Raw genomic sequence first — 19,884 nt, 5'->3', positions numbered from 1 at the left:
TCCGAGAAATGTCTCTAAGTGAGCAGTTTCTAATTACCACAATTCGGAATAATGGAAGTTAGCGGATTCTAATTACCAGAATTCAGAATAATGGAAGTTAGCGGATTCTAATTACCACAATTCGGAATAATGGAAGTTAGCGGATTCTAATTACCACAATTCGGAATAATGGAAGTTAGCAGTTTCTAATTACCAGAATTCAGAATAATGGAAGTTACAGGATTCTAATTACCACAATTCAGAATAATGGAAGTTAGCGGATTTTAATTACCACAATTCAGAATAATGGAAGTTTATTATGGATAAACAATCAATATAAACATTAAAACGCGTCTGGGATATGTAAATGTCCCAGGCGTTTCAGTTTGTTAAGCGTAATAATGATATATGTAATACTTTAGTTAGAAGTTTGGTTGATTTTTTCTAAATTTTCGTAAGTGATTTTTTTGCAAGTATCTAATGTTTCTTTGATTGCATCATAATTAATATTTTTTAAAATGATAGAACGCTCATCTTGAGGATCTCTTACTTTATTGAAGTATTTTAGTTCTTCGAGTGATTTTAATGCCCCTGTTAATTCTGACGAAGAAGGTTCAAACATGAGTCTGCGTAATTTACGGACGTAGACTTCCTCTTCATTGATTTCGTTAAGATAGAATAGTGTGATTAAATCCATGCGTTTTAAGTGCGTTTCATCAAAAATTCTATTAAAGATGTCTTTTTTTAGTAGTTCATAATGAATAATGTTTTCCATGTTATCCTCCTAATGTTTAATTTTTTAGTTGTTCTTATCTTTAAAAATGTAAAATTGCAATGTCTGAAACTTGTTGAATTTTTCAAAGAGTAAATAGTTTACTCCTAAATAATACCAAAAAATTAACTACTTACGCAATATAATAAGTAAAAAATCATATGTATTTTATTAAAATGAAAAGTTATAAAAATAATTGTATTATACAAATAAAATGATAATTATCTTGTGTGAAATAAAAAAGTTGTTTATTACAAATATTTTCTTTTTGAACTATCTATAATCGTGGTAGAAGATAAATAAAATAAAAAGTGTAAGAACTTAATAGTTGACGGATGAAAATATCATTGTATGATAATAACGAGTATCAAAATTTATAAATTTAAAATAAAAATATATATGGAGATGAATTTCATGATAAGAACAATGATGAACGGGAAGATTCATCGTGCTAGAGTTACGGAAGCTAATTTAAATTACGTAGGTAGTATTACAATAGATGCAGACATATTAGATGCAGTAGATATTTTGCCTAATGAGAAAGTAGCGATTGTTAATAATAACAATGGGGCAAGACTTGAAACATATGTTATTGAAGGTGAAAGAGGAAGCGGTAAAATTTGTCTTAATGGTGCTGCTGCTCGACTTGTTCAAGTAGATGATGTGATTATTATTATGAACTATGTACAAGTAACAGATGAAGAAGCGAGATCTCATGCACCGAAAGTAGCAGTTATGAATGAGAAGAATGAAATTATTGAAATGATTCATGAAAAGGAAAGTCAAATAATTATATAGAGGTGACCAGAGATGAGTATTCTAGCAACGATTTTTGTCGTGATTGTAGCAGTTGAACATTTGTACATTATGTATTTAGAAACAATCGCTACGACTTCTAAAAAAACGGCAGAAACATTTAATTTAAAGCAACAAGAGTTAAAAGATAAAAATATTCAAACACTTCTTAAAAACCAAGGTATTTATAATGGTTTACTGGCATTATCATTATTTTATGGTGCCTTTTTATCAAGTAGTCCTAAAGAGTTTGTAGCAGTTCTGTTAATATTCATTATATTAGCGGCTATATATGGCAGTCTTACAAGTTCAAAGTCTATTATTTTAAAACAAGGTGGACCAGCAATTATTGCATTAATTCTACTATTAATATAGAACTCAGAAATCCCAAATGTGAACGTTTTGTTAACAGCTTTTCTACAATTTTTGAAAAGTGTAGACAAAGTATACACATTTGGGATTTTATCTCTTTTTAGGGAATATTACAGGTGTTAGTATAAGCGTTATGTTGTATACACTGTATGCATAAACTATATAGTAGATTTAAGGGAGGAAATATTTTTGGCGAACTTTTTATACAAATTGGGTTCTTCTATTGCTAAACATAAGTGGTTAACTATATTTATATGGGTCATCTTATTAGCTGGAATCGTAACGCCATTAACGATTAATAAACCTACATTTGACAACGATATTACAATGAGTGGTATTAAATCAATCGATACGAATGAAAAGATTGAGAAAGAATTTAATCAAGATAGTGAAAAGGCAAATATAAGAGTTGTCTTTAAAAGTGAAGATAAAAAAGGCATAACGGATCAAAAGGTTATGCAAGATATTCAAAAAGCTTTAAAAGATGTAAAAGATAAAGATGATGATATTAAAGAAGTGACAGATCCTTATAAGAATAAACAAATTAATAAAGATCAAACAACTGCTTTTGCAGATATCAATTATAAAGTGTCTCAAACTTCTATTAAATCGGATTCCGTTGATAAAGTTAAAGATGCTGTTAAATCTTTAGAAGATGATGACGATATTCAGACTGAATTAACAGGTAATGCTTTAACTGCGAATACTGAAATCGGTGGCGCTTCTGAAGCTATTGGTATCGTAATTGCTTTCGTTGTATTACTTGTGACTTTCGGATCATTTATTGCAGCGGGCATGCCAATATTAAGTGCGGTTATCGGACTTGGTTCTAGTATTGGTACAATCGCTTTACTAACGTATTCATTTGATATTCCAAACGTTACACTATCATTAGCAGTTATGATTGGATTAGCGTTAGGTATTGATTATGCTTTATTCATTTTATTTAGATATAGACAAATTATTAAGACTGAGAAAAATCATATTAAAGCAATTGGATTAGCATTAGGTACAGCCGGAAGTGCCGTTATCTTTGCAGGGGTTACGGTTGTCATTGCTGTCTGTGGTTTAGCACTAGTTGGTATTGATTTCTTAGCTACAATGGGATTTGCATCAGCGCTTAGTGTTATCTTTGCTGTACTCAGTGCCATAACATTACTACCAGCATTGATTAGTGTCTTCCATAAACAAATTCATCCGAAAAAACGTAAAATACATTCAAATGAAAGTTTGGATACACCATGGTCAAAATTTGTAGTAGGTAAACCATGGATTGCGTTAATTATTGGATTTGTTATTTTAATCGCAGCAGCACTACCTGTTACACATATGCGTTTAGGTATACCTGATAATGGTATGAAACCAAATGATTCTACAGAAAAGAAAGCATATGATATAATTTCTGACGATTTTGGAGAAGGCTTTAATGGTCCAATCGTCATGCTTGTGGATACTTCTGATAAAAAAGATAATCCTAAAGCATTACAAAAAGATTTACAAGATTTGATGAAAGATGTAGGCGATATTAAAAATGTTGAAACTGTCACACCACCTCAATTGAACAAAGATCAAGACTATGCACTTGTGACGGTTCTTCCTGAAAAAGGACCAAATGCAGAATCAACATATGATTTAGTTCATGATTTAAGAGATTATAATAAAGATGCTAAAGACAAATATGATTTAGATACAGAAATATCAGGTCAAAGTGTTATTAATATAGATATGTCTGAAAAACTTAACGATGCGATACCGTTATTTGCAGGGGTTATTATATTATTAGCCTTCATATTATTAATGGTTGTATTTAGATCAATTATTATTCCTTTAAAAGCAGTACTAGGATTTGTATTATCATTAGCAGCGACTTTAGGATTTACAACACTTATCATGCAAGATGGCTTTATGAGTAGCCTGTTTGGCGTAGATACAACAGGTCCATTATTAGCATTCTTACCTGTTATCACAATAGGACTGTTATTTGGTTTAGCCATGGATTACGAAGTATTCCTTATGTCGCGTGTACATGAAGAGTATGTACGTACAATGAATAATACGAAGTCCATTAAAGTCGGACTTAAAGAAAGTGGACCAGTTATTGTCGCAGCAGCACTCATTATGTTCAGTGTATTCATCAGCTTCGTATTCCAAGATGATGTGATGATTAAATCGATGGGTATAGCATTGGCATTCGGAGTATTATTCGATGCATTTATTGTAAGAATGACAATTATTCCAGCATTGACGAAACTATTTGGTAGAGCATCATGGTATATTCCAAATTGGGTAAATGCAATTTTACCTAAAATCGATATAGAAGGTCATGCATTAAGTGAGAATAATCACGTTACAGAAGAAGCAGATACAAACAATACACATGCGACAACAATAGAAGTAAGTTCAAAAACAAAAGCATTGTATGATAAGATAGATGATGCAAATAAAGATGAAGTATTATATGAAGCATTGCGTCAACATAGTCGTAAGCAAGAACATAATACTCAAGAAGATATTAAAACGAGCACTGACAACCAAGAAATTATAGAAATATTGAATCAACAAACTAAAAATATCGAACAAGTAAACCAATTAGTAGAACGTTTGATAAATAAGAAATAATAGAATAAGGAAAAGCGCCGGAACTGCAGAAGTCCCGGCGTTTTTTTGGGGTGGGGAGGAAAATTTATAAAAGATGTGAGTTAAAGACGGAGTAAACACACGAGATTGAAAAAGATGTGAGTTAAAGAGGTAATAAACTCACAAGATTGCGAAACATGTGAGTTAAAGGTGGAATAAACACACGAGATTGAAAAAGATGTGAGTTAAAGACGGAGTAAACACACGAGATTGAAAAAGATGTGAGTTAAAGATGCAATAAACTCACAAGATTGAGAAACATGTGAGTTAAAGGTGGAATAAACACACGAGATTGAAAAAGATGTGAGTTAAAGAGGTAATAAACTCACAAGATTGCGAAACATGTGAGTTAAAGACGGAGTAAACACACGAGATTGAAAAACATGTGAGTTAAAGGAGTAGTAAACTCACAAGATCGCAAAAGATGTGAGTTTATTCTATATAAACACATTATTTACCTACCATCCCCCACATTCTGTAACATGATTTCACAAATATCCACAAAAACTTTTAACTATTGAAATATTGTTCCGAAAATGAGATAATGTAAACGATTCCAATAAGGGTGTGTTGATATGTTAGGTTTTTCGGTATATTTAGGTGAAACGTTTGATGAATTATATATTGAGACGATGCTCAATCATGGTTTCAAGTATGTGTTTACTTCTCTTCAAATTCCTGAAGAGGATTCGGAATTGTATTTTGATAGGTTGAAGGAATTGAAGCTACTTATTGGTGATAAAGCTGAGATTATAGCTGATGCGAGTCCTCATGCTTTTCAAAATCTTGGGCTTTCTTATAAGCAACCTGAAGTATTAAAAGGTTTAGGTATTGATTATATAAGGTTAGATATTTCGCTAGCGATTCCGGATATTATTTCTTTATTAAGTGAAGTTAAAATTGTCTGTAATGCGAGTACGGATGCGATAAGTTTAATGGATGAACTTAAAGATCAAGATATTGATATGTCTCGTATTATGGTTGCGCATAATTATTATCCTCGTCCTGAAACTGGACTGGATAAAGCTTACTTTATAAAGCAAAACACAAAATTAAAGACATCATTCCCGGATATTTCAATTATGGCTTTTGTACCAGGTACGGTATTTAGAGGTCCGGTATATGAAGGTTTACCTACATTAGAAGATCATAGATATTGCCACCCATTAGTTGCTGCTCATGAATTAGCAGCTTTAGGAGTAGATGATATTTGTATAGGGGATACAGGTATCGATACAACAACGATCGATCAATTCAACAACTTCTTTCATAAAGGAATCGTGTCACTTCAAGTGCAATCTGAAACAAAGCATTTAGAAAGTTATATTGGGAGAATTTTTCATAATAGAAAAGACAAAGCTAGAGATGTGATTAGAGCGGAAGAAGGACGGCAAATGTTACAATCTGAAATATTGCCTGAGAACACGGTTGCAAGAACAAGGGGTGCGATCACTTTAGATAATAAAAAGTATGGTCGCTATATGAATGAATTACAAATCGTCAATAAAGATTTAAAACGTCATGAAGCTGTTAATGTTATTGGACATATATGCCAACATGATATACCATGCATAGATTTAATTGATGCAGGTACAGCTTTTCAGTTTGTTAAGGGGGAAGAATAAATGGATATTAGTCGTTTAACGACAGAATCAAGAAATGAGCACTCGTCTAAGTTAGACACATTAACACCTGAGCAATTTGTTGATGTTATGAATAACGAAGATCAAAAAGTGGCTCAGTTTATTAAAGAAGAAAATCATGCAATTGCTCAATTAATTAGGCAAGTTATTAAAGGATTAAACAATGGTGGAAGATTAATTTATATGGGCGCAGGTACAAGTGGTCGATTAGGTGTATTAGACGCAGCTGAATGTGTACCAACATTTGGTGTAACACCTAATGTTGTCGTTGGACTTATTGCGGGTGGTCCAAGTGCGATGACTGTAGCTGTTGAGGGTGCAGAAGATGATGAAAGTCTAGGCGAACAAGATTTAAGAGATTTAAATATTAATGAACATGATACGGTTATCGGGATAGCTGCTAGTGGTAGAACACCATATGTAATAGGTGGTTTAAGATACGCACAAAGTATAAATGTACCTACTGGCTGTGTGACATGCAATAAAGCATCTGAAGTTGGTAAACATGCAGATTATCCGGTCCAAGTAGATGTCGGCCCTGAAGTATTGACAGGTTCAACGAGATTGAAAGCAGGTACTGCCCAAAAATTAATTCTTAATATGATATCAACAGGGGCAATGGTTGGTATAGGAAAAGTATACGAGAATTTAATGATTGATGTTAAACCAACTAATAAAAAATTAAAACAAAGAGCCGTAAACATGATTCAAGAAGTATTACAAACAACGGATGAAGATAGTGAGAAATTATTCAAACAAAGTGATGAGCAAGTGAAAGTCGCAATAGTAATGGGGATGCATGGGATTTCTAAAGAGGAAGCATTAGAAAGACTTAAACAAGCTAAAGGGTTTGTGAGAAATACGTAAATTAAGGGGTGTGTAGGCTATGACAAAAGAAAGAGAGATTGCACAAAATATTCTCAAAGAAGTCGGGGGAAGAGATAATTTAGACAAAGTGATACATTGTATGACGCGTGTCAGAATGAATATCGTTGATTACAGTAAGGTCGATGTCGAAGGTTTAAAGAATATCAAGGGCGTAATGGGTGTAGTAGAAGATGACATGCTTCAAGTTGTGATTGGACCAGGTACTGTTAATAAAGTAGCTAATGAAATGAGTTCAATTATAGGGGTTCCTTTAGGTGAAGATATAAAGCATAAAGCATCTAATAAAGAACAAGTTGAAAAAGAAGCGGATTTATTTAAGCAAAGTATTAATAAGAAGAATCAAACACCATTTAAAAAAGTATTAAGATCTATTGCTAATATATTTGTACCATTAATTCCAGCTTTTGTTGGTGCAGGTTTAATTGGTGGTATTTCTGCAGTACTATCTAATATGTTAACAGCAGGTACATTAGATGGTGCGACATGGGAACAGTTCGTATTAATATTCGATATCATTAAAAATGGTATTTTCGCATATCTCGTGATTTATGTGGGTATTAATGCGGCAAAAGAATTTGGCGCAACACCAGGTTTAGGTGGTGTTATTGGTGGTACAACCATGCTGACGGGTATGGATCCAGAAAGTCCGCTTAAAAATATTTTTAATGGAGAACCATTAGCTGCCGGTCAAGGTGGTGTCATTGGTGTTATCATTGCAGTTTGGATTTTATCTTTAATTGAAAAAAGATTACACAAAGTCGTTCCGAGTGCGGTAGATATCATTGTTACGCCAACGATTACACTATTTATTATGGGGCTAGGAACAATATTCTTAATCATGCCAATTGCCGGCTTTATTTCAAATGGCTTATTAGGCGTAATAGATTGGGTTCTAAATATCGGTGGTGCATTTAGTGGATTTGTACTAGGTGCAACGTTCTTACCACTTGTTATGTTTGGCTTACACCAAGTATTAACACCGATTCATATTGAAATGATTAATCAGTCTGGTGCAACTTACCTCTTACCAATTCTAGCTATGGCTGGCGCAGGTCAAGTAGGTGCAGCATTTGCATTATTGTTTAAATGTAGAAAAAATAAAAAGATTATCAACTTACTTAAAGGGGCATTACCAGTTGGTATTTTAGGTATTGGAGAACCATTGATTTACGGTGTAACTCTTCCTTTAGGTAGACCATTTATCACAGCATGTATCGGTGGAGGTGTTGGTGGTGCAGTTATCGGTGGCATTGGTCATATCGGTGCATCAGCAATTGGACCAAGTGGCGTTTCACTTATTCCACTTATTTCTGATAATATGTATTTAGGATATATCGCAGGATTGCTAGCGGCATATCTTGGCGGATTCATTGCCACATATTTATTTGGAACAAATAAAGAAATGACGGCACCACAAGAATTAGAAGAGGATTAAATCATATGGAACATCAACATTTACTCATATTTATAAAAGAACAAATGCCACGTTTAACAAAACATGAAAAACGTATTGCAGAATATTTTATTGAACATCCTGAAAAAACAATTAACTTGAGCGCTAAAGAACTAGGCAAATTAACGAATACAAGTGCAGCTTCTGTTATTAGATGTACCCATAAACTTGAATTTAAAGGGTTCACAGACTTGAAATTAGCGATTTCTAGATATTTACCGCAACATGAACAAAGTATTTATCAAGAAATTAAACAAGATGAAACAGTCGACTCAATTAGTAAGAAACTCATCACAAGAGCTTCGCATACACTTGAAATGACCGAAAAGAATATTTCGAGTAAACATATTGAGCAGGTTGTTGATCAATTATACGATACAGATACGATTATCGTATTTGGTGTCGGTGCTTCAAGTTTGGTTGCTCAAGATTTGTATCAGAAGTTCACTAGAATAGGTAAGCAAGTGATTCATTCTTTAGATACACACTTTTTAGCTACAGCCATTGCTTCACATAGTGATAGTTGTGTGCTCATCGGTATATCTAATTCAGGTGAGAATCATGAGACGGTATCTTTAGCTAAAGTAGCTCGAAAATATGGTGTAAAAATAGTTGGTTTAACTCAGTCAGAACAGTCTACATTAGCAAAAAAATCTGATATATATTTAATTCATGATGCAAGTTCAGAAAAAAGTTTAAGATTAGCAGCGACAAGTTCTCTTATCTCTCAACTTATGACAATAGATATTCTTTTCTATAGTTATTTATCAAGAAATTATGATGAACACGTTGTAACGATGAGTAAAACAAGAGATGCAGTGGAATTGTATCTTGAATAGTATGGTTAAGAGCATGGACATTTGTCCATGCTCTTTCTATTAAGTATTATATTGAAAAAATAATAAAAAAATAGTACAATTTAACTAATAAACCTATTGCCAAAATATGTAATGTAATGATATTAATAATTTCAAAAAAGTTTAAATATCCTAAAGAAAAAGAAATGGCATAAGACAAATTATATAAATATTCTTCAACTCTATGAAACGAACATAACAGTCCTCTAAGCACTTATCATCACATTTCATATATTAAGAATTAAAGAAAGTTAGCGTGAAGTTATGAAACAAGTGGAAATTATAAGAATATTAGATGATACGTCATTTATTATTAATGCAGGAACAAATAAGGGTATTAAACCTGGTTATTATATTGATGTATTGAAAAGGGATAAGTCATATAATTATATTGCAAAAGTAGAAGAAGTTTATCCAGAGTTATCTTTATGTACAAGATACGGAGAACAAAGGTTATTTTATGGTGAAGTTGTAAGAATTAGATATCCAGATGCGTTTAATATAGAAACAAAAGTTATTAAATCAAAAACAAATAGAAAAAGACGTAAAAAGAGAGGATGAGATCGCCGAATCTCATCCTCTTTCCCGTTTAATATGTCATTAAAATTAAAAAACAAGTAACGTTGTAGATTTACAAGAATACTCTATCATATAATGTATAGATTTTCCAGAAATAAGTAGGAAATCTTTGTATAAATTTTAAAATTATTAAAATAAAATTTAAGTTGTGCACAGAATTATGTTCAATATGGAAATATGAGATAAATAAATGTATAATAAAGAAAAAAATAGAATGGACTGAGAACACGTGGCAAACCAATATGAGCGTTCTGCAAAGAAAAAGAAGTCAACAGCATTCAAAATAGTAACGACAATCGTCATTATTTTATTACTCGTATTTTTATTAGTGATCGCATTTTTTGTCTATAAATTCTTCGCATTAGGTAATTCAATACATAATCCATTAGACAGAGATAAATCAGAATTACGAAAGAAAGCAGTAGATACAAATGGTGATCCGATATCTATCGCATTATTCGGAATAGATTCAGATTCAACAAGAGCAGCAGCCGGTGGAGGAGAAAGATCAGACTCAATCTTATTATTATCTATCAATCCTGATAAGAAAAAGACTGTTATGGTAAGTGTACCTAGAGATACGAGAGCTCAAATCGTAGGTAGAGATTCTGTCGAGAAAATTAACCATGCATATGCATACGGTGGACCGAAGATGGCCATTAATTCTTTAGAGAAATTAATGAATGTACCAATTGACCATTATGCGACGATTAATATGGATGGTGTTAAAGAATTAGTTGACCAAGCAGGTGGCGTAACCGTTAAAAGTAATGCAACATTTACCGTTAAAGGTAATTCATATGTTAAAGGTCAAAAGTACAAGCTTGATGGAGACGAAGCTTTAGCATTTATTAGAAGTAGAAAAGAAGATGGTGCTGGTGGAGACTTTGGTAGACAAGAAAGACAACAACTTGTTATTCAAGCATTAGCAAATGAATTAGTAAGTATCGGTTCATTACCGAAAATCAACCAAATCTTTGATACATTAGGTGATAATGTTCAAACAGATTTAAAAATTTCACAAATCAATAGTTTAAGATCTAAATATAGTGACGCATTAGATAATGTTGATAGAAATCAATTAGAAGGCCAAGATACAATTCTAGATGATGGATTGTATTATTTCGTACCTAGCGATTCAAGCAAGAAAGAAGTCGTAGATAACTATCGTACTAATTTAGAATTAGATTAAATATAAAATCTTGGACATCAAACGATGCCCAAGATTTTTTATGGATTTTTATTAAGTTTGTTTGAATATGTGTTTCTCTATCCTCTATTCTGTACGATCAATAATTGAACAGCGTTCGTCTTTAAGAAATAAGTTTCATCAATTTTATTTGTATTATAATCTGCCATTTCTATATCGGGTGAACAATATCTATCTAATAATACTGTATTTAAGAAATCCAAATTACCATGAGTATGATCTAATTTTCTAATCGCTTTAAAGATATTTCCGTTGTCTTGGTCGAAAGTAATTTTCGTGACTCTGAATTTATCAAATGGAATGTCTCGATAAGATAAGATAATCCCGATATTATTTTGATAGTTGATATCATGGGGATGATACAGTTCATAGTTAAATAATAAATAGAATATTTTATTGTGAATTTCAAATTTAATATAGTTTGGCCCTTCATAAAATTCATGACCGTTAAAATGACTCAGAATAGATAATAAATAATTCGTCGGACTTTTACAGTGATATTTTAAATACAAAGATAATGGTTGTTCGATAGCTGAATATTTAGCAGAAGCTTCTTCCATTAACCAAAATCCTATACCAGATATGTAATTCGTAATACTCATTAAATGCTTTAACATAATGGCCGCATTAAAATAAAAGCTTTTACTAGTATACGTATCACCGTTTAATATATTCCATTCCATTGGGATAACATGTTTATTTTTTGATTTTAAATAAGCCATATTTTGAATGAGTTGTTTCGTATGTTGGTTTGTAATGTCTGCGATATCATAATTGTTTATTTCATCTAAGTTATACAAGTCGTTAAAGTTATAACTTAATGCAAAAGCATCAATGTCTTCATATTGCGAGAAATCAATCTCTAATTCTTCATATATATGCATAAATGGATTTGGCGCATTTATTCCAATTTGTATATCAGGTAACTTTATCTTTGTTTCTCTAATTTGCTTTTTAACATGATGAATATCGCTAAAATCTACATCAAAGAATATTTCTCCATTCTTGTTATAAAAATAATTGTAAATGGCATCTATTAATTCATGCCAGTTGTTTTTAAAGTTGTCGTCGTCATAATCAATATCATATATTTTTATGGCTGGTATGATTCTCGTATCTGAAAACATACTTAAACAAAATGCTAAATTTTGTTTATAATGATTTTGTTGTTCTGTATCAAAGAAAGTCTTCATAGAACAGTGAATAACAATGATTGGCATATCCGTCATTTTCTCTACATTTTCTAAAATTTCCCCAAGAAAAGGTGTATAGAAATCATGAACATCACCGACATGTAAATATGTCTTATGGTTTGCTGAGAGGGTCTTAAAAGGTACATCACTAAAGGCCATTCTTTTATATTCATGAACAAACGATTTATTATGCATCAATTTTTGTAATTTAGAAATCAATGAAGCTTTTTCTTCGTTAGAAATCACTGCATTTTCTTTATCTTTTTTATGACGTCTATATTGTAGTCGGTATTGATTAGGCGTTACATGAAACTGCTCTTTAAATTGTCTATTAAAGTTATGATAACTAGAAAAACCATGACTGTTTGCAATTTGCTCGGTTTTAAACTGCGTGAACAGTAATGCATATGTCGCTTGAAAAAGTCTTGTTTCTTTTAAATATTGAATGAATGTTGTCCCCATTTGTTTAGAGAATTCTCTAGATAAATGTTCAGGAGAAATATAAAAATGACTCGCGACACTATTAAGTGATAATCTTTCGTGATAATTTTGATCAATATATTGTTTTACTTTATAAATAAGGCTGCTGAGTTCTATTTCAATATGACCATAATTTTTAGTATCCACTTGAAAGCGTTCAAACATGATTTTATAAATCTCAACAACATAATTACTACATCTAATTTTAACGTTTGTTAAGTTTGCGAGAATAGCCCTAATATATAAATCTTTAATTTCATGTTTATATCTATCTAATTCATTAGTCTTCGAAGTACGGGGGATTCTAAAGACAAATGCTTCTTCTCCACTTAAATTTTCCATCATGGCATAACTAATATGAAGTATAGCGACCAACCCATTATTAATAATAGGTAAATAATTATCGTTATCTTGAAGATAAAATAAATCACCAACATTATACTCATAAGTCGTATGATTTAAAGTAAGTTCTGTATGACCTTCTAAAACGAAACATAAAGCGCCATATCCGAGTAATTTCGGATTAATGATACTTTCTTTATGTAGTGAAATCTTATAGTTGTACAAATAATCACCTCTCAATAAAGACAAATTATGGAATAAAACATCAAAATCTGTCATTATATTTATTTATTTAACAATATGATATCAAAAATCGTATGTAAATGTTACCTAATTTAATAAAATGGAGAAGATACTTCATAATAAATCAAATATGTTAATCGATTTAATCAAAATATGAATTTAAAACGCGTTAAAATAATAATTAATGAAATTTGTGTGTTGTGAACTATTAAAAATCGGGAAAAATTTAATTGGGAGGGCTTTACTTGATAGAAACATTCAACAAAACTATTCAACAAATGATCGACTATGAAAATAAAGTGACAACTTTAAAAAATGAAAAGAAATTATCACTCGTTGACTTCATTATTTTAGAAGAAATATACACTGCAAAAGAAATTACAATCAAAGAAATTCTAAGTGGAAAGCTTTTAGAATTAAAAACAAGACCTTCTAATATTGGTACAAACTTAGCAAAATTATATAGAAAAGGTTTAATCGATAAATATAGAAGTAATCTCGACGAAAGAAAAGTTTACTACTTTATGGATGCAGAACATAAAGAAAAATACGAAACACTCGTTAAAGATATATAAGAAAAAAGGCAAGGACAAAATTTATGTCCTTGCCTTTTCTGCTATTCTAGAATACTTATTTAATCAATTGACGTGTGCTGCGCTCGATATATTGTGCAGAATGGATTGATACGAGCTCACCTTTGTTTAAGTTAAATAAGTTAAGCTTCATAATTTTATTCATCGCATCTTCAACGATGTCGCTTGTTAAGTTTGCTTTTGGATTTTGAATTTGTAATGTAAATGTCTTATCTAATGATGTTTTGAATGTTAACTCCAATACTCTTTTCATATTTTCACCTCCTAAATGGTTTTTAGATAGCATTAATTTTCTATCTGTATTGTTTTGACGATATACGCATCTTTAAATTTCTCGTCACTTAATGTTTCGATAATGCCTTTAAAAGTTTTAACTTGTTCTGGTGTAACGTTTAAATTAATTGCATTAAATTTACGTTGAACAGTTTTTACTTTAGAAGCTTCATCTAAATACTGATGCAATAAAATAATGTTGATGTCTTTAACTGTTTCCATAAGTAAAACCTCCTTTCACTTTATATATCGAAATAAGTATGTAAAAACGACAAAAAAATGTATAAATTACTTTCATGTTACTCAAATATATATTATTATTAATATGTACCTTAATTAGGAAGGATGGACCAAATTTATGCAACAAGTATCTCCAATTAAGAATAAAGATGACATTAGAGCAATGTATGAAGTATTGAAATCACATAGTGAACGAGACTATTTATTGTTTAGCTTAGCTATTCATACGGGTATGAAAGTAAACCAGCTACTTAATTTAACAGTCCAAGATTTATTTGATGAGGACAATGATATAAAGCAAGATTGGATCAATGATGAACAAGATTTAATTAAAGTTGTGATACCGTTACATTTGAGATCGAGTTTATCTACTTTTATTTATGAAGAAGGATTAAAAAGAGATGACTTTGTTTTTATGTCCATCAAAACAAAAAAACAATTATCAAGACAACAAGCTTATCGAATTATACATGTTGCAGCTGAAGAAGTAGGGTTGAAGAATATCGGGTTGTACTCATTAAGGAAGACTTTTGCATATCATGCCTTCAAATCAGGGGTATCAGTTTCGATTATTCAAAAATACCTTGGACATCAGTCTTTAATAGAAACATTAAAATTCATTGATGTCACAACTATAAAAAAAGAAACGACAATTGAACTTAATATATAGAGAGAAAGGGGTTAATGTATGGCTTTAATATGGCTGTTTTTAATGATTATCGTTGTGATGTCAATCGTGCTCATGACGATGAATACAAAGTTTAGCCGATTTGCTGGATGGCTAAGTTTAATTGCGCCAGTTCTAAGTTCCATATATTTCTTAAGTCAAATTAAGACGATATATGCTGGCCAAAGTATTACTTATTTCCAAGAGTGGATTCCACTTGTCGATGTTAATTTAGATTTACGTTTAGATGGTCTATCTTTAATTTTTGCACTACTTATTTCATTAATTGGTGCAGGTGTCTTCTTATATGCCATTTATTATCTTTCACATGAAAAAGAGAATCTTCCAAGATTTTATACGTATTTGTTAATGTTTATGTTAGCAATGTTAGGTGTCGTACTTTCAAATAATACGATATTGTTATATACATTTTGGGAGTTAACAAGTATTTCTTCATTCTTGCTCATTTCATATTGGTATCAACGTAGAAAGAGTCAAGACGGTGCTTTGAAATCATTTTTAATTACAGTGTTTGGCGGTATGGCAATGTTAGTAGGATTGATTTTGCTATACAGCATTACGGGTACGAATACAATTACTGAACAAGTCGGTATGATTGATAAAATTTATGAATCACCATGGTTTGTACTTGCAGTCATTTTAATCTTACTCGGAGCATTTACGAAATCTGCACAATTTCCATTTCATATTTGGTTGCCAGATGCAATGGAAGCACCAACGCCTGTCAGTGCTTATTTACATTCAGCAACAATGGTTAAAGCAGGATTATATTTATTATTAAGATTTACACCAATTATCGGTCAAAGTACATGGGTCGTTTATACAGTTGTTACTATCGGTTTAGTGACGTTATTAGTCGGTTCATTCTTTGCAGTTAACAAGAAAGATTTAAAAGCCATGCTTGCCTATTCAACAATCAGTCAGCTCGGTATGATTATGACGATGATCGGTTTAGGGCTATTAGCATTAAATAGTAATTTTAAAGCTGATAATGAAATCTTTTTAGCGAGTTTATTTGCAGCATTATTCCATTTAATTAACCATGCGATTTTCAAAAGTGTTCTATTTATGGGTGTTGGTATTATCGACCATGAAACAGGAACAAGAGATGTTAAAAAGCTTGGTGGATTAAGAACAATCATGCCAATAACAGCCGTTGTCATGACAATCAGTGCACTATCTATGGCAGGTATTCCGTTATTTAATGGTTTCTTAAGTAAAGAGAAGTTCTTTACGAGTTTAGTTGAAACAGGTCACACAGATATCTTTAATCAAACGATGTCTACCGTGATGATATTAGCTGGGTTTGTCGGCAGTATATTTACATTTGTATATTGTATTAAACTCATTAAAGAACCATTTTTCGGCAAGCTTAAAAAAGAACAATTACCGAAAGTACCACGTCATGATGGTGGCGGATTATTAATCTCACCAATGATTATCGTATTGTTTGTTCCAATCATTTTCTTTGTACCGAATGTATTAGGAGAATATTTAATTGGACCAGCATTAAGAGATATATTCCACGATAGCGAGATTATGGCTCATTTACCACATATTAAAGCATGGCACGGATTTACAGTAGAATTATTCTTAACACTTGGCATATACATTATTGGGACACTTCTTATACTCGTGCCAAAATGGGATGTTATTTATAGTAAGATTTCTAAAAACTTAGAAATCAATACGCTATATACAAAAGGTATGGATGCATTAGATCGTATCAGTACGTTTTCAATTCAAGGTATTATGAATAATAAACTGAACCAATATTTACACATTATTTATGTAATCTTCTTTGTCATTATGGGATATGGTATTTATCAAGTCGGTATTTATGATATTGCTTATTACCATATTACTGAAGCGACAACATTTGAAATCATTATATTAATTAATATAGTGATTACTGCAACAGCGTTAATGTTTATACGTGAGAGAATGACAATGACGATTTTAAATGGTGTCATCGGGTATTCGATCGCGGTCGTATTCATATTTATGAAAGCACCTGATTTAGCTTTAACGCAACTAGTTATAGAAACGATTACGACAGTATTATTCTTATTAGTGTTCTATCATTTACCAAACGTTCAGAAAGATACACCAAACGTTATGAGTGAAATTGTGAAACTAACAATTGCTTTATTAATGGCAGTATTTGTTGTGGTCTTTGTCATTATGATGCAACAAGATAGTCTGTTCGACAAAATTTCATTCTACTATGATAATGCATACGAATTAGCAGGTGTTAAAAATATCGTTAACGGTATTCTCGGAGACTTTAGAGCGTTAGATACAATGCTTGAAGGAATCGTTATATTAATTGCAGGATTAGGTATATTTACATTAGTTAAATTTAAGATAAGAAAGGATGAGCCAAATGAAAGAAAATGATGTTGTATTAGAAACGATATCCAAAATTGCTACATTCATAATATTGACGTTTGGATTTTATATTTTTCTTGCTGGTCACGATAACCCAGGTGGTGGGTTTATTGGTGGACTCGTCTTTAGCTCAGCCTTTATCTTAATGTTTTTAGCTTTTGATGTGGAAACAGTCGTTCAATCAATGCCATTAGACTTTAGAGCAGTTACGATTATTGGATGTCTCATTTCAATTGGTACAGGTATTATTCCAATGTTCTTTGGACATCCGATGTTAACACATGAGGATGGCTATATGACATGGCCGTTGTTAGGTGAGATTCATTTATCAAGCGTTACACTTTTTGAGCTCGGCATACTACTTACTGTAGTAGGGGCAGTTGTAACAATCATGCTTGCGATAAGTGGTGATAACAGTTGAATTTAATACTAGTTATTATAATAGGCGTACTCACATTTGTAGGAACATATATGATTTTGTCTAAAAACTTAATTCGAATTGTTATTGGTACAGCAATTTATACACACGTAGCAAACTTAATGATTTTATCCATGAGCGAGTTTGGTGGAAAGAATGTTCCACTTATTAATGGAGAAGGAAAAGATTATGTCGATCCTTTACCTCAAGCATTGATCTTAACAGCTATCGTAATTGGTTTTGCTGTTACAGCATTTTTACTCGTACTTATATATAGAACATTTAAGTTGACGAAAGTAAATAGAATAGAGGCGTTACGCGGTGAGGATGAAGATGTAGATGAATAATTTAATATTAGTACCATTACTCGTACCTTTAATTACTGGATTAATATTGTTCTTCTTTAAAGAACGTTTAGCTTTAACAAGACGTATCGCGATAACGAGTTTATCAATTACAACAATCATTTCGGTATGGCTACTTATAGAAGTTAGTTTAAATAAAGTACTTGTTATTAACTTTGGAGATTGGCAACCGCCATATGGTATACAGTTTGTCGGAGATGAATTAGCACTTCTATTTACGTCTGTTTCTTGTTTTGTTGTAACAGTTATTATATATTTTGGTTTTGGTAAACGAGAAAGAGTAGCAAATAGATATTTCTTACCATCTTTTATACTATTTTTATTAACAGGTGTTAACGGAAGCTTCTTAACGGCAGATATCTTCAATTTATACGTTATGTTTGAAATTATGTTATTAGCATCATTTGTATTATTAACACTGGGACAATCTATTGAACAATTAAGAGCGAGTGTTATTTATGTTGTTATTAACGTTGTCAGTTCTTGGTTCTTCTTAATGGGTGTAGCATATTTATATGGAACGCTAGGTACTTTGAACTTTGGACATATCGCAATGCGCATAACTGAAAGTAATCAACCAACGACCGTTACTTTAGTAGCAGTTATTATGATTTTCGTCTTTGGTGGTAAAGCAGCCTTAGTTATGTTTATGTGGTTGCCGAAAGCATATGCAGCTTTAAACACTGAATTAGCAGCATTGTTTGCCAGCCTTATGACTAAAGTCGGGGTCTATGCATTGATAAGAGTTATGGTGTTGATGTTCGATGAAAAGCCAGAAGTTACACATTTCCTATTATATATCATGGCTATCATCACAATGATCATCGGCAGTATCGGTGTATTAGGATTTAAAGATATTAAAAAGATTGCAGCTTACCAAGTTATTTTATCAATAGGATTTGCTGTCCTCGGTTTAAGTGCAAATAATAGCGATGGTATTACAGGGGCAATATTCTATGTCAGTCACGATATGATCATTAAAACATTATTATTCTTAATCATCGGTACTTTCGTATTATTATCAGGCACGAGATATTATGATCAATTTGGTGGATTAATTAAATATTATCCGAGTCTAGGGATTATATTCTTTATCACGATATTATCAATCGGTGGTGTACCACCCTTTAGTGGATTTCCTGGGAAATTATTAATTATTAAAGGTGCTTTAGATAATGGTTATACAATAGGTGTCATCGTGATGGTGATTACAAGTGTTATCGCAATGTACAGTTTACTAAGAATATTCTTAGTGATGTACTTTGGTAGAAACGATATTCCTAAAGTTGAAAGGGTACCACTTTCTAAACATAAATTATATGCGATGATCATATTAACAGTAGCTACTATCGCATTAGGTATAGCATCACAATATGTATTGAACATTTCAGAATTGGCAGCACAATTTAACATACATGAACAGTCATATATTAAAGAAATTATTCCAAACGTAGAAGTGGAGGCGAAGTAATA

At 31.7% G+C, this 19,884-nt stretch carries 19 protein-coding genes; 15 read left to right on the top strand and 4 right to left on the bottom strand.

Translation table 11 applies throughout. From position 1 onward, the window contains the following. Positions 1-397 precede the first annotated feature (397 nt). Positions 398-754, bottom strand: coding sequence for a transcriptional regulator, SarA/Rot family (locus LQ617_RS13950; protein ID WP_126476379.1), 357 nt, complete (start codon positions 752-754; stop codon positions 398-400). Between the two features lie 411 nt (positions 755-1,165). On the opposite strand from LQ617_RS13950, the gene panD reads away from it, so the two are divergent. The 9 genes from panD to LQ617_RS13905 all read left to right on the top strand — a co-directional run bounded on the left by panD (position 1,166) and on the right by LQ617_RS13905 (position 11,167). Next, positions 1,166-1,549 carry an aspartate 1-decarboxylase gene (gene panD / locus LQ617_RS13945; RefSeq protein WP_135017003.1) on the top strand — a complete coding sequence of 128 codons (384 nt, stop codon included), beginning with the start codon at positions 1,166-1,168 and terminating at the stop codon, positions 1,547-1,549. 12 nt (positions 1,550-1,561) lie between these two features. After that, entirely contained in the window at positions 1,562-1,921 is a 360-nt protein-coding gene (locus LQ617_RS13940; protein WP_025905022.1) for a DUF1304 domain-containing protein, read from the top strand. 186 nt (positions 1,922-2,107) lie between these two features. Next, positions 2,108-4,537, top strand: a complete 2,430-nt coding sequence (locus tag LQ617_RS13935; RefSeq protein ID WP_239740624.1) for an MMPL family transporter — start codon at positions 2,108-2,110, stop codon at positions 4,535-4,537. A 593-nt stretch (positions 4,538-5,130) separates the two neighbouring features. Further along, positions 5,131-6,180, top strand: a complete 1,050-nt coding sequence (locus LQ617_RS13930; RefSeq protein WP_239740623.1) for a MupG family TIM beta-alpha barrel fold protein — start codon at positions 5,131-5,133, stop codon at positions 6,178-6,180. Further along, positions 6,181-7,065, top strand: coding sequence for an N-acetylmuramic acid 6-phosphate etherase (gene murQ / locus LQ617_RS13925; protein ID WP_239740622.1), 885 nt, complete (start codon positions 6,181-6,183; stop codon positions 7,063-7,065). A gap of 19 nt (positions 7,066-7,084) precedes the next feature. Next, complete coding sequence (locus LQ617_RS13920) at positions 7,085-8,521, top strand: PTS transporter subunit EIIC (protein WP_239740621.1); 1,437 nt, start codon at positions 7,085-7,087, stop codon at positions 8,519-8,521. A 5-nt stretch (positions 8,522-8,526) separates the two neighbouring features. After that, positions 8,527-9,378, top strand: coding sequence for a MurR/RpiR family transcriptional regulator (locus tag LQ617_RS13915; RefSeq protein WP_037589840.1), 852 nt, complete (start codon positions 8,527-8,529; stop codon positions 9,376-9,378). Positions 9,379-9,660: 282 nt separating this feature from the next. After that, complete coding sequence (locus LQ617_RS13910) at positions 9,661-9,957, top strand: hypothetical protein (protein ID WP_159316352.1); 297 nt, start codon at positions 9,661-9,663, stop codon at positions 9,955-9,957. Between the two features lie 247 nt (positions 9,958-10,204). Beyond that, on the top strand, positions 10,205-11,167 hold the full coding sequence (locus tag LQ617_RS13905; RefSeq protein ID WP_037589837.1) for an LCP family protein: 963 nt from the start codon (positions 10,205-10,207) through the stop codon (positions 11,165-11,167). A 77-nt stretch (positions 11,168-11,244) separates the two neighbouring features. Here the strand turns inward: LQ617_RS13905 and LQ617_RS13900 are convergent, their stop codons facing one another. After that, positions 11,245-13,425 carry an AraC family transcriptional regulator gene (locus LQ617_RS13900; RefSeq protein WP_204167851.1) on the bottom strand — a complete coding sequence of 727 codons (2,181 nt, stop codon included), beginning with the start codon at positions 13,423-13,425 and terminating at the stop codon, positions 11,245-11,247. 263 nt (positions 13,426-13,688) lie between these two features. Here LQ617_RS13900 and LQ617_RS13895 point away from each other — a divergent pair, with 263 nt between their 5' ends. After that, the gene (locus LQ617_RS13895) at positions 13,689-14,018 is read left to right on the top strand and encodes a MarR family transcriptional regulator (RefSeq protein ID WP_025906024.1); all 330 of its coding nucleotides are present in this window, start codon (positions 13,689-13,691) and stop codon (positions 14,016-14,018) included. A 55-nt stretch (positions 14,019-14,073) separates the two neighbouring features. On the opposite strand, the gene LQ617_RS13890 is transcribed toward LQ617_RS13895, so the two are convergent. Together LQ617_RS13890 and LQ617_RS13885 are read right to left on the bottom strand one after the other, a co-directional pair. Continuing rightward, positions 14,074-14,289: a DUF2922 domain-containing protein gene (locus LQ617_RS13890; RefSeq protein WP_037589835.1), complete on the bottom strand. Its 216-nt coding sequence runs from the start codon at positions 14,287-14,289 to the stop codon at positions 14,074-14,076. A gap of 32 nt (positions 14,290-14,321) precedes the next feature. Then, on the bottom strand, positions 14,322-14,531 hold the full coding sequence (locus LQ617_RS13885; RefSeq protein ID WP_025906021.1) for a DUF1659 domain-containing protein: 210 nt from the start codon (positions 14,529-14,531) through the stop codon (positions 14,322-14,324). A gap of 136 nt (positions 14,532-14,667) precedes the next feature. On the opposite strand from LQ617_RS13885, the gene LQ617_RS13880 reads away from it, so the two are divergent. From LQ617_RS13880 to LQ617_RS13860, 5 genes are read left to right on the top strand one after another with little or no spacing between them, the layout of a single operon-like run. After that, positions 14,668-15,219 carry a tyrosine-type recombinase/integrase gene (locus LQ617_RS13880; RefSeq protein ID WP_048540039.1) on the top strand — a complete coding sequence of 184 codons (552 nt, stop codon included), beginning with the start codon at positions 14,668-14,670 and terminating at the stop codon, positions 15,217-15,219. An 18-nt stretch (positions 15,220-15,237) separates the two neighbouring features. Continuing rightward, on the top strand, positions 15,238-17,637 hold the full coding sequence (locus LQ617_RS13875) for a DUF4040 family protein (RefSeq protein WP_239740620.1): 2,400 nt from the start codon (positions 15,238-15,240) through the stop codon (positions 17,635-17,637). After that, a complete protein-coding gene (locus tag LQ617_RS13870; RefSeq protein WP_239740619.1) occupies positions 17,624-18,049 on the top strand; it encodes a monovalent cation/H+ antiporter subunit B in 426 nt (141 codons plus the stop codon). Before LQ617_RS13875 ends, LQ617_RS13870 begins: the two co-directional genes overlap by 14 nt. Continuing rightward, on the top strand, positions 18,046-18,393 hold the full coding sequence (locus LQ617_RS13865) for a Na(+)/H(+) antiporter subunit C (RefSeq protein ID WP_025906012.1): 348 nt from the start codon (positions 18,046-18,048) through the stop codon (positions 18,391-18,393). Before LQ617_RS13870 ends, LQ617_RS13865 begins: the two co-directional genes overlap by 4 nt. Further along, positions 18,386-19,882 carry a Na+/H+ antiporter subunit D gene (locus LQ617_RS13860; RefSeq protein ID WP_159316348.1) on the top strand — a complete coding sequence of 499 codons (1,497 nt, stop codon included), beginning with the start codon at positions 18,386-18,388 and terminating at the stop codon, positions 19,880-19,882. Before LQ617_RS13865 ends, LQ617_RS13860 begins: the two co-directional genes overlap by 8 nt. Positions 19,883-19,884: the final 2 nt, after the last annotated feature.

Origin of the sequence: Mammaliicoccus sp. P-M59 (genome assembly GCF_022386135.1) — a bacterium.
Lineage (GTDB): Bacteria > Bacillota > Bacilli > Staphylococcales > Staphylococcaceae > Mammaliicoccus > Mammaliicoccus sciuri_A.
This window is presented reverse-complemented; position numbering and strand designations above follow the sequence as displayed.

Excerpts from the sequence above, each read along its gene's own strand:
- LQ617_RS13860 (WP_159316348.1), top strand. The coding sequence starts at position 18,386 with ATGAATAATTTAATATTAGTACCATTACTCGTACCTTTAATTACTGGA.
- LQ617_RS13875 (WP_239740620.1), top strand. The coding sequence starts at position 15,238 with ATGGCTTTAATATGGCTGTTTTTAATGATTATCGTTGTGATGTCAATC.
- LQ617_RS13870 (WP_239740619.1), top strand. The coding sequence starts at position 17,624 with ATGAAAGAAAATGATGTTGTATTAGAAACGATATCCAAAATTGCTACA.
- LQ617_RS13915 (WP_037589840.1), top strand. The coding sequence starts at position 8,527 with ATGGAACATCAACATTTACTCATATTTATAAAAGAACAAATGCCACGT.
- murQ (WP_239740622.1), top strand. The coding sequence starts at position 6,181 with ATGGATATTAGTCGTTTAACGACAGAATCAAGAAATGAGCACTCGTCT.
- LQ617_RS13910 (WP_159316352.1), top strand. The coding sequence starts at position 9,661 with ATGAAACAAGTGGAAATTATAAGAATATTAGATGATACGTCATTTATT.
- LQ617_RS13890 (WP_037589835.1), bottom strand. The coding sequence starts at position 14,289 with ATGAAAAGAGTATTGGAGTTAACATTCAAAACATCATTAGATAAGACA.
- panD (WP_135017003.1), top strand. The coding sequence starts at position 1,166 with ATGATAAGAACAATGATGAACGGGAAGATTCATCGTGCTAGAGTTACG.
- LQ617_RS13950 (WP_126476379.1), bottom strand. The coding sequence starts at position 754 with ATGGAAAACATTATTCATTATGAACTACTAAAAAAAGACATCTTTAAT.
- LQ617_RS13940 (WP_025905022.1), top strand. The coding sequence starts at position 1,562 with ATGAGTATTCTAGCAACGATTTTTGTCGTGATTGTAGCAGTTGAACAT.
- LQ617_RS13930 (WP_239740623.1), top strand. The coding sequence starts at position 5,131 with ATGTTAGGTTTTTCGGTATATTTAGGTGAAACGTTTGATGAATTATAT.
- LQ617_RS13880 (WP_048540039.1), top strand. The coding sequence starts at position 14,668 with ATGCAACAAGTATCTCCAATTAAGAATAAAGATGACATTAGAGCAATG.
- LQ617_RS13920 (WP_239740621.1), top strand. The coding sequence starts at position 7,085 with ATGACAAAAGAAAGAGAGATTGCACAAAATATTCTCAAAGAAGTCGGG.
- LQ617_RS13885 (WP_025906021.1), bottom strand. The coding sequence starts at position 14,531 with ATGGAAACAGTTAAAGACATCAACATTATTTTATTGCATCAGTATTTA.